The following is an 8,982-nucleotide window of genomic DNA, read 5'->3' on the forward strand; positions in this document are numbered from 1 at the left end:
TGCCCCCACCGCGGCCCCGGAAACCCGGTTTGCCCGGACAGCCCCTGGGTAGCCGCCCGGCGAACGACGACGGGAGGAGATTCGCATGAGCATCGTCGACAAGACCGTCGGCACCGCCACCAAGGGCCTCAGCACCCTGGCCGGCACCGTGTTCGGCAGCAAAGGTGAACGCGTGCAGGCGATCACGATCGAACGGCCGCGCGCCGAGGTGGAGCGGTTCTGGCACGACCCGGAGCAGCTGTCCCGGGTGCTCGGCACGGTCGGCGAGGTGCGGCCGCGCGGCAGCGACGGCTACACCTGGGTACTGCACGGGGAGAAGGACACCGAGTGGGAGACCACCCTGAGCACCGATGCCGAGGGGTTGCGCTTCTCCACCGCCGACGACCCCGACGGCCCGCACATCCGGCTGACCTTCGCCGCGGCCCCGGCCGATCGGGGCACCGAGGTGACCGCGCGGGTAGCGGCCCCGGTCCCCGGAATCCTCACCGACGCCGCCGTTTTCAAGGTGCTGTATCGGGCGCGGGCACTGCTGCAGACCGGGGAGATCCCGACCCTGCAGCCGCAGCCGGCCGCCCGCGAGTCGGACCACTGATCGAAGGAGACACCCGTATGCGCGCACTCGTCTGGAACGGCGTGAACGACCTCGCGGTCGAGACCGTGGACGACCCGACCCCGCTGAACCCGCACGACGCGATCGTGAAGGTCACGCTCACCACCACCTGCGGCTCCGACCTGCACTTCATCGACGGCTACCTGCCCGGCATGCGGGAGGGCGATGTCTTCGGCCACGAGTTCACCGGCGAGATCGTCGAGGTGGGGCCCGCGGTGCGGGAGCGCCGGATCGGTGAGCGGGTGACGGTGCCGTCCTTCATCTCCTGCGGTTCGTGCTGGTACTGCCGCCACGACCTGCCGTCGGCCTGCGACACCACCAATCCCAATCCCGAGCTGCAGCAGCCGCTGCTCGGCCACCCGACCGGCGGCATCTACGGCTACACGCACCCGTTCGGCGGCTACCAGGGCTCGCACGCGGAGTACGTGCGGGTGCCCTTCGCCGACACGAACTGCTTCGTCGTCCCGGACGGCATCACCGACGAGCAGGCGCTGTTCCTCTCCGACGCGGTGCCGACCGGGCTGATGGGCGCCGACTTCTGCGACATCACCCCCGGCGACGTGATCGCGGTGTGGGGCGGCGGCGGGGTCGGGCTGATGGCGGCGCGCTCGGCGCTGCTGCTCGGCGCGGAGCGGGTGATCGTGATCGACCGGCTGCCGGAGCGGCTGGCGCTGGCCGAGCAGAAGGTCGGCGCCGAGGTGATCGACTACAGCGCGGTGGACAGCGTGCAGGACGCGCTGCGCGAGGCGACCGGTGGCCGCGGCCCGGACGCGGTGATCGAGGCGGTCGGGATGGAGGCGCACGGCACCGGCGTGCAGCAGCTCTACGACCGCGCCAAGCAGGCGCTGCGGCTGGAGACCGACCGGGCGACCCCGCTGCGCGAGGCCATCCTGGCCTGTCGCAAGGGCGGGGTGGTCTCGGTGCTCGGCGTCTACGGCGTCACCGACAAGTTCCCGATGGGCGCGCTCACCAACAAGAGCCTCACCCTGCGCACCGCCCAGCAGCACGGGCAGCGCTACGTCCCGCGCATGTTCGACTACGTGCAGCAGGGCGATCTGGACCCGTCCTGGCTGATCACCCACGACCTGCCGCTGGACGACGCGGTGCGCGGCTACGACCTGTTCAAGAACAAGAAGGACGGCTGCGTGCGCGCGGTGTTCCGCCCCTGAAACACGGTGCCGTTCGCTCACACCCCGGTGGTCGACCCGGGGCGCACGATCATCAGCACCGTGACCACGACCCAGAGCAGGTTGAAGACGCCGGTGAGCATGGCCAGCTGCGCGGTGTCGGCGCGCACGAGCACCGGGCCCGCGCCGCGCAGCCGGGCCAGCAGTTCGGCCTGACCGGGCAGGATCATCAGCCCGAGCACTCCCGCGGCGGCCGCGGTGAGCGCGATGGAGAACACCACCCAGGTGTCGGCGAGGACGCCGAGCGCGAGCGCGGTGGCCAGCCCGAACAGCGGCACCGCGATGCCGGTGGCGGCGTAGACCCGGCAGATCCGGTGCAGCAGCGCCACCTGCCCTACACCCGACTCGCCGTCCGCGCGCCTGGCAGCAGGCGGAAACATGCTCGCGGCGACCGTGACCGGCCCGATCGCCACGATCGCGGCCACGACATGCAGCGCGAGCAGAACTTTCGTCATCGGTGGACTTCCCTCTCGACCCGGCCCGTGCGGACCTTCAGCATGACTGAAGGTCAGTGTACGACCAAACGAGACCGGGCCGGCCCCGAAGGACCGGCCCGGTTTCGTGAGCGGGGATCAGCGCAGGTCGAAGCGATCGTTGTCGGCGACCTTGGCCCACGCGGCGGCGAAGTCGTTCACGAACTTCGCGGCCCCGTCGTTCTGGGCGTAGACCTCGGCGATGGCGCGCAGCTGCGAGTGCGAGCCGAAGACCAGGTCGTTGGCGGTGGCGGTGTAGACCGCCGCGCCGCCCCTGGTGCCCTCGTAGACGTTCTCCTCGGACTTCGATGCCTTCCACTCGATGTCCTGATCGAGCAGGTTGACGAAGAAGTCGGTGGAGAGCACGCCCGGACGATCGGTGAAGACGCCGTGCTCGGAGCCCGCGTAGTTGGCGCCGAGCACGCGCAGCCCGCCGATCAGCACGGCGAGTTCCGGCGCGGTGACGTCGAGCAGGTAGGCGCGGTCGAGCAGCAGCCGCTCCAGCGGCGCCTTCTCACCCGGGCGGACGTAGTTGCGGAAGCCGTCGGCGCGCGGCTCGAGCACCGCGAAGGTCTCCACGTCGGTGTCCTCCTGGGAGGCGTCGGTGCGCCCGGGGGAGAACGGAACGGTGATCTCGTGCCCCGCGTCCTTCGCGGCCTTCTCCACGGCCGCGTTGCCAGCGAGCACGATGGTGTCGGCCAGCGAGATCTTCTTGCCGCCGCTGGCGGAGGCGTTGAAGTCCTGCTGGATCTGCTCCAGCACCGGGAGCACCTTCGCCAGCTCGGCCGGCTCGTTGACCTCCCAGTTCTTCTGCGGGTCGAGCCGCAGCCGCGCGCCGTTGGCGCCGCCGCGGTAGTCGGTGCTGCGGAAGCTGGCGGCCGCCGCCCACGCCGTCTTGACCAGCTGCGCGACCGAGAGCCCGGACTCGAGCACCTTGGCCTTGAGCGCGGCGACGTCCTGCGCGTCGACCAGCTCGTGGTCGACGGCGGGGACCGGGTCCTGCCACAGCTGCGGCTCGGGCACCCAGGGGCCGAGGTAGCGGCTGACCGGGCCGAGGTCGCGGTGCAGCAGCTTGAACCAGGCCTTGGCGAACGCCTCGGCGAGCTGCTCGGGGTGGTCCAGCCAGCGGCGGGTGATCTCGCCGTAGATCGGGTCCTCGCGCAGCGCCAGGTCGGTGGTGAGCATGCCGGGGGCGCGGCGCGGGCCGTCGAACGGGTCGGGGACGGTGCCCTCGCCCGCGCCGTCCTTCGGCTTCCACTGCCAGGCGCCCGCGGGGCTCTTGTGCAGCTCCCACTCGTAGCCGTACAGGTTCTGCAGGAAGCCGTTGCTCCACTGGGTCGGGGTGGAGGTCCAGATGACCTCGAGCCCGGAGGTGATCGTGTCGCCGGCCTTGCCGCTGCCGTGCGTGCTCTTCCAGCCCAGACCCTGCTGCTCGATCGGCGCGCCCTCGGGCTCGGCGCCGACCAGATCGGGGTTACCCGCGCCGTGGGTCTTGCCGAAGGAGTGGCCGCCGATGATCAGCGCGGCGGTCTCCTCGTCGTTCATCGCCATCCGGGCGAAGGTCTCGCGGATGTCCTTGGCGGCGGCCAGCGGGTCCGGGCGGCCGTTCGGGCCCTCCGGGTTGACGTAGATGAGCCCCATCTGGACCGCGCCGAGCGGGCCGGAGAGCTCGCGCTCGCCGCTGTAGCGCTCGTCGCCGAGCCAGGTGTCCTCCGGGCCCCAGAAGACCTCCTCCGGCTCCCACACGTCGGCGCGGCCGAAGCCGAAGCCGAAGGTCTGGAAGCCCATGTCCTCCAGCGCCACGTTGCCCGCCAGGACCAGCAGGTCGGCCCAGGAGATGCTGTTGCCGTACTTCTGCTTGACCGGCCACAGCAGCCGGCGCGCCTTGTCCAGGTTGCCGTTGTCGGGCCAGCTGTTCAGCGGGGCGAAGCGCTGCGCGCCCTGCCCGCCGCCGCCGCGGCCGTCGGCGATCCGGTAGGTGCCGGCGGCGTGCCAGCTCAGGCGGATGAAGAGGCCGCCGTAGTGGCCGAAGTCGGCGGGCCACCAGTCCTTGGAGTCGGTCAGCACCGCGGTGACGTCGGCCTTGAGCGCCTCGACGTCGAGCTTGGCGAATTCCTTTGCGTAGTCGAAGTCCGCGCCGAGCGGGTTGGACTTGGGGGAGTGGGCGTGCAGCACCGACAGGTCGATCTGCTCCGGCCACCAGTCCTGGTTGGTGTGCGGGCGGCGCTCGGGGTGCGCGGTCGGCGACTTGAGCGCCGGGTTCTCGCTCTCGCTGTTGCTGGCGGTAGCGGTGTCGGGAGCGGGCGGACGGCTGTCGGAGGTCACGACGTTCCTTCCTGAAGGGGTAGTGGGCTGTGATTCAGGCCTTGCAAGCGGGGCAGCGGCCCCAGTAGATGACCTCGGCCTCGTCGATCGAGAAACCGTGGTCGTCGGTCGCGGTCAGGCACGGGGCCGGGCCGGTGGCACAGTCGACGTCGGCGATCGCGCCGCAGTTGCGGCACACAACGTGGTGGTGGTTGTCGCCGACCCTGGTCTCGTAGCGGGCGACCGATCCGAGGGGCTGGATGCACCGGATCAGCCCCCTCGCGGTGAGCGTGTGCAGTGAGTCGTAGACCGCCTGGTGCGAGACCGCCGCCAGGCGGCCGCGCACCGCGCGGATGATGGAATCCGTGTCGGCGTGCGGGTTTTCGTGCACCGCGCTGAGCACCGCCATGCGCGGTGCGGTCACGCGCAGCGACACACCCCGCAGCATCTGCTGGAACTCGGTCGCCGTCGGCACAACGGAGAGTCTCGTTCTTTCTTTGGAATCAGTCAAGGGTTTGCTTGCGTTTGATGGCCCGCCTTCGGCGGGCGTGTTCGCGGGTCAGGCTGCGACCGGCCGCTCCCAGTCGATGCGGTAGCGCTGCTCGGTGCCGAGCATCTTCTCCGGGTCCATCATGCGCATGGCGATCGGCATCATCAGGTTCATGAGGACCCGCGCGACCGGGCCGGGCGCCTTGCTGTGGTTGATCTTCGCGGCGCGCGCGGCGATGCCCTCGACGCGGGGGCGGCGCAGCGCCTCGTAGGCGGCGAAGGCGGCGGCGGGGGTGGGCAGGTCGCGCAGGCAGCGGGCGAGTTCGATCGAGCTCTCGATCGCGAGCGACGCGCCCTGGCCGGAGCTGTTGGACGGCGCGTGCACGGCGTCGCCGACCAGGACCAGGCGGTCGCGGTGCCAGTGCGGCACCGGCGGCATGATGTGCAGCGCGCCCCAGACCTCCAGCGTCTCCGGGTTGGTGGCGCGGGTGAGCGCGGCGCCGGGTGTGTCCTCGGCGTAGGTCTCGCGCAGGGTGCGCAGCCACCGCTCGGCGGGGATCGCCCGTGCCTGGGCGGAGGTCAGGTACTCGGGGTGCGGCAGGTTGGCGCCCCACATGACCCGGCCGTCGCCGAGCGGGCAGTACAGGTAGTAAGCGCGTTTGCCGTACGCGAACTGCATGGTGCCCGCCGGGATGCCGACCTCGCACGGGACGACGGCGCCGAAGCCGAGCATGCCGGTGTAGTCCGGTCCGGGCGCGCCCGGGTCGATCAGCCCGCGGACCGCGGAGCGGATGCCGTCCGCGCCGATCAGGATGTCGGCGGTGGCGGTACGGCCGTCGGCGAACCGGGCGGTCACGCCGCCCTCGTGCTCGTCGGCGCCGGTGAGCCGGGCACCGAACTCGAACGGCACCCTGGCGGCGGCCGCGTGCTCGCGCAGCACCCGGACCAGGCCGGTGCGGTCGACGAGCGAAAGCGGCGGCAGGTCGTCGAGACCGGGCAGCTCGTGGGTGCGGAGCCCGACCGACATGCGAGTGCGCTGGACCGGGACATCGATGGCGCGCACGGCGTCACCGGCGCCGATGATGTCGAGCGCGGCCAGCCCGTTGGGGGCGAGCGCGAGCCCTGAGCCGGGCCACGAGCCGTCGGCGGGATACGCCTCGTACACGCGGGCATCGATGCCTGCCAGGCGGAGCGCGGTCGCGGCGACGGTTCCGGCGATGCCGCCACCGGCGACGATCGCGGTGCGGATTGCGGGAGTGGACATGGGTATTTCTCCTGATTCGGGCAGCCCGAACCGTCCCGCGTGCCCACCCGGATACCCTCGTGGTGCCAGCCTCGTGGCCGGGTGCGCTTCTGCGGGCGCGGTTCGAGACGGTTGATCCGGGCTCGGCGATGGTGTTGCCGCACCGTTGCCGGGCCCGGTGTGCGTGGTTCGCGGGCGGCGGCCCGCGCGGTGACTTCCGCTCAGCCTGGATCCGTCGACCACCCCGATACCGCGGGCGCCGCCGGATCGAACAGGGCGCGGTTCACCTGCCGCCAGGTCTCGACCTCGGGGAAGGTGCCGTCGGCGAGCTCGGCGCGCAGCCCGCGCACCCAGCCCAGCTCGGCCTCCAGCATGGCGACCCCGAACTCGGTCTCGATCAGGAACAGCCGCGGCAGCCCCTCGACCGCGCCGACCTGCGCGCGGATCTCGGCCAGGGTCTCCTCGAGCGCGGCGGCACGCTGCTCGAGCAGGGACACCACCTCGTCGGGGGAGAGCACGGCGAGCACCGAGAGCCCGGCCACGAAGCGGCTCTGCTCGCGCTGCGGCCGGGCCACCAGGTCGCGGGTCCAGTCCACGAGTTCGGTGCGGCCCGCCTCGGTGATCCGGTAGATCACCCGCTCCGGGCGGCCGCCCGCACGCTCGCTGCCGACGATCTCCAGGAAGCCGGCCTTCTCCATATTGCGGACCACCGTGTAGAGCGAGCCCCACTTGATGTCCATGTCCTGGTCTTTGCCGTGCGAGCGCAGAGTGGAGGCGATCTCGTAACGGTGCATGGGGCGCTCGACCATGACCGAGAGCACCGCCAGCGCCAGCAGGTTGTCCACCTTGCGCGCTCCCACGATCCCACCTCCTTTACTCGCAGACGAATATACGCCCGCGAGTAAGGAAACGAAATCCGGGAGAACCCCTAGCCGCGCGTGGCCGCCAGCGCCCCGAGCAGGGTGAGCGCCTCACTGCTCGCCGACCCCGGTTCGGCGTGGTAGACGACCAGCTCCTGCCCGGGGCTGGAGCGCACGTCGAAGGTCTGCATGGTCAGCGTCAACGGACCGACGTCGCGGTGCTGGAACCGCTTGCTCTCCAGCGCCTTCCCGCGCGCATCGTGCCTGCCCCACAGCTCGGCGAAGTCCGGGCTCGCGGCGAGCAGTTCGGCGAGCACCTGCCGGATGCGCGGATCGTCCGGCGCCTTGCCGTGGTTCAGCCGGAACCCGGCCACGGTATTGCGGGCGACCTCGTGCCAGTCGCGGTAGAAGGTTCGCGCGGCCGGGTCGGTGAAGACCACGTGCACGAGATTCGTCGAGTGCGCCCAGCCGTGGAACAGGATGTCGGCGATCGGGTTCGACGCGAGCACGTCGTAGGCGCGGTTGTAGACGATGGCCGGGTTGTCCGGCCAGGCCGCCAGTAGCGCCGCCAGGCTCGGGTCGACCCGGTCCGGCCCCGCCGCCACGCGCGCCCGCGGGCCCAGCCCGGCCAGCCGGAACAGATGCTCGCGGGCATCGTCGCCCAGCCGCAGCGCCGCCGCCAGCGCCTCGACGACCTGCGCCGACGGGGTCCGCTCCCGGCCTTGCTCCAACCGGACGTAGTAGTCGACGGAGATCCCGGCCAGCAGCGCGACCTCTTCGCGGCGCAACCCCGGCACCCGCCGGTACCCGGTGCTCGGCAGGTTCACCGCGGCCGGGTCGAGCTGGGCGCGCCGGGCCTCCAGATAGGCGCCGAACTGCGTGGAAGCCATGGGTTCGAGGGTAGGCGGGGGCGCGGGGGAGAGCCTGGGTGCGCTGCTCCCAGGAACTTTTCGCCCTGCCGGTGAAGACCACGTCCACGAGGTTGGTTGAGTGCGCCCAGCACCTTCCCCCGATCCTGAACGGTAAAGTCAGGGGATGTTTGCCCTTGTGGTGAGATTCGACCTCATCGACACCGAGAAGGCTGCCGATTTCGATGACCTCGTTGAAGAGACCGTTGCCGCCATCCGAGAGCGCGAACCCGGCACGCTGGTCTATGCGACGCACACCGTCGAGAACGAGCCATTGGCGAGAGTCTTCTACGAGGTCTACAGAGATCGAGACGCCTTCGAAGAACACGAGCGCCAACCCCATACACGTCGCTTCCTCGACAGCCGCGGTGAGTTCGTCGAGTCCTTCCGAGTCGAGTTCCTGGCACCGGCTGCGGTGAAAGGGATTCCCGGTTAGAGCCGGTGCACGATTCCGCACCACACCGCGAATTCGTGGACGAGGCCCACGCTCCGAGTCTCGGCACGGGCCAAGGCACGGACGGTTTCATGTACGCCGGGGTTGTACCGCGTCTGTGAGGGCGCGATCTGCTTTGCGGTGAGCAAGGCATCGAGCGCCCTCCGCCGGTTACCGTGCAGTAGATAGGCACGCGATAGGTCGATGAAGTGATGCCCCGTGCGTTCACGAGGTGCATCGTCAGGAATGATCAGCGACCGTGAGCGCCGGAGAGCCTCAGTGCCGTCCATTGCTTCCACCGCGAGGGCTACGCTCCAGATGCCCACATTCGTCGGCCCGAACGACAAGACTCGGTCTCGGTCATCACCTATCCGTTCAGCGGCAGATCTGGCCTCTAACTGGTCAGTTCAGAATGAGTCGGCGTAGGCAGATCATCGAGCAGGCGAGGCTGAGCAGGGCTTGATGGACGTCGGCG

The 8,982-nt window shown here is 70.6% G+C and carries 9 protein-coding genes; 3 read left to right on the forward strand and 6 right to left on the reverse strand.

Going from position 1 to position 8,982, the window contains the following annotated elements; genetic code table 11:
• Positions 1-85: 85 nt before the first annotated feature.
• Positions 86-592 (forward strand): hypothetical protein, encoded by a 507-nt coding sequence (locus ACFO0B_RS03720; RefSeq protein WP_378610848.1) that lies wholly within the window; start codon positions 86-88, stop codon positions 590-592.
• Between the two features lie 17 nt (positions 593-609).
• A complete protein-coding gene (locus ACFO0B_RS03725) occupies positions 610-1,779 on the forward strand; it encodes a zinc-dependent alcohol dehydrogenase (RefSeq protein ID WP_378610849.1) in 1,170 nt (389 codons plus the stop codon).
• A gap of 17 nt (positions 1,780-1,796) precedes the next feature.
• On the opposite strand, the gene ACFO0B_RS03730 is transcribed toward ACFO0B_RS03725, so the two are convergent.
• From ACFO0B_RS03730 to ACFO0B_RS03755, 6 genes are all read right to left on the reverse strand, one after another.
• The gene (locus ACFO0B_RS03730; protein ID WP_378610850.1) at positions 1,797-2,252 is read right to left on the reverse strand and encodes a hypothetical protein; all 456 of its coding nucleotides are present in this window, start codon (positions 2,250-2,252) and stop codon (positions 1,797-1,799) included.
• 117 nt (positions 2,253-2,369) lie between these two features.
• Positions 2,370-4,595, reverse strand: coding sequence for a catalase/peroxidase HPI (gene katG, locus ACFO0B_RS03735; RefSeq protein WP_378610851.1), 2,226 nt, complete (start codon positions 4,593-4,595; stop codon positions 2,370-2,372).
• 34 nt (positions 4,596-4,629) lie between these two features.
• Positions 4,630-5,022 (reverse strand): Fur family transcriptional regulator, encoded by a 393-nt coding sequence (locus ACFO0B_RS03740; protein ID WP_378610873.1) that lies wholly within the window; start codon positions 5,020-5,022, stop codon positions 4,630-4,632.
• Positions 5,023-5,133: 111 nt separating this feature from the next.
• Complete coding sequence (locus ACFO0B_RS03745) at positions 5,134-6,327, reverse strand: FAD-dependent oxidoreductase (RefSeq protein WP_378610852.1); 1,194 nt, start codon at positions 6,325-6,327, stop codon at positions 5,134-5,136.
• Between the two features lie 200 nt (positions 6,328-6,527).
• Positions 6,528-7,166 (reverse strand): PadR family transcriptional regulator, encoded by a 639-nt coding sequence (locus ACFO0B_RS03750; protein ID WP_378610853.1) that lies wholly within the window; start codon positions 7,164-7,166, stop codon positions 6,528-6,530.
• Between the two features lie 68 nt (positions 7,167-7,234).
• Positions 7,235-8,056, reverse strand: coding sequence for a helix-turn-helix transcriptional regulator (locus ACFO0B_RS03755; protein ID WP_378610854.1), 822 nt, complete (start codon positions 8,054-8,056; stop codon positions 7,235-7,237).
• Positions 8,057-8,201: 145 nt separating this feature from the next.
• Here ACFO0B_RS03755 and ACFO0B_RS03760 point away from each other — a divergent pair, with 145 nt between their 5' ends.
• Positions 8,202-8,510, forward strand: coding sequence for a putative quinol monooxygenase (locus ACFO0B_RS03760; protein ID WP_378610855.1), 309 nt, complete (start codon positions 8,202-8,204; stop codon positions 8,508-8,510).
• The last annotated feature ends 472 nt before the right edge of the window (positions 8,511-8,982 follow it).

Source organism: Nocardia jiangsuensis (genome assembly GCF_042650385.1).
GTDB lineage: Bacteria > Actinomycetota > Actinomycetes > Mycobacteriales > Mycobacteriaceae > Nocardia > Nocardia jiangsuensis.

Coding starts and splice junctions, on each gene's coding strand:
- ACFO0B_RS03720 (WP_378610848.1), top strand. CDS start 86: ATGAGCATCGTCGACAAGACCGTCGGCACCGCCACCAAGGGCCTCAGC.
- ACFO0B_RS03725 (WP_378610849.1), top strand. CDS start 610: ATGCGCGCACTCGTCTGGAACGGCGTGAACGACCTCGCGGTCGAGACC.
- ACFO0B_RS03730 (WP_378610850.1), bottom strand. CDS start 2,252: ATGACGAAAGTTCTGCTCGCGCTGCATGTCGTGGCCGCGATCGTGGCG.
- ACFO0B_RS03740 (WP_378610873.1), bottom strand. CDS start 5,022: ATGCTGCGGGGTGTGTCGCTGCGCGTGACCGCACCGCGCATGGCGGTG.
- ACFO0B_RS03745 (WP_378610852.1), bottom strand. CDS start 6,327: ATGTCCACTCCCGCAATCCGCACCGCGATCGTCGCCGGTGGCGGCATC.
- ACFO0B_RS03755 (WP_378610854.1), bottom strand. CDS start 8,056: ATGGCTTCCACGCAGTTCGGCGCCTATCTGGAGGCCCGGCGCGCCCAG.
- ACFO0B_RS03760 (WP_378610855.1), top strand. CDS start 8,202: ATGTTTGCCCTTGTGGTGAGATTCGACCTCATCGACACCGAGAAGGCT.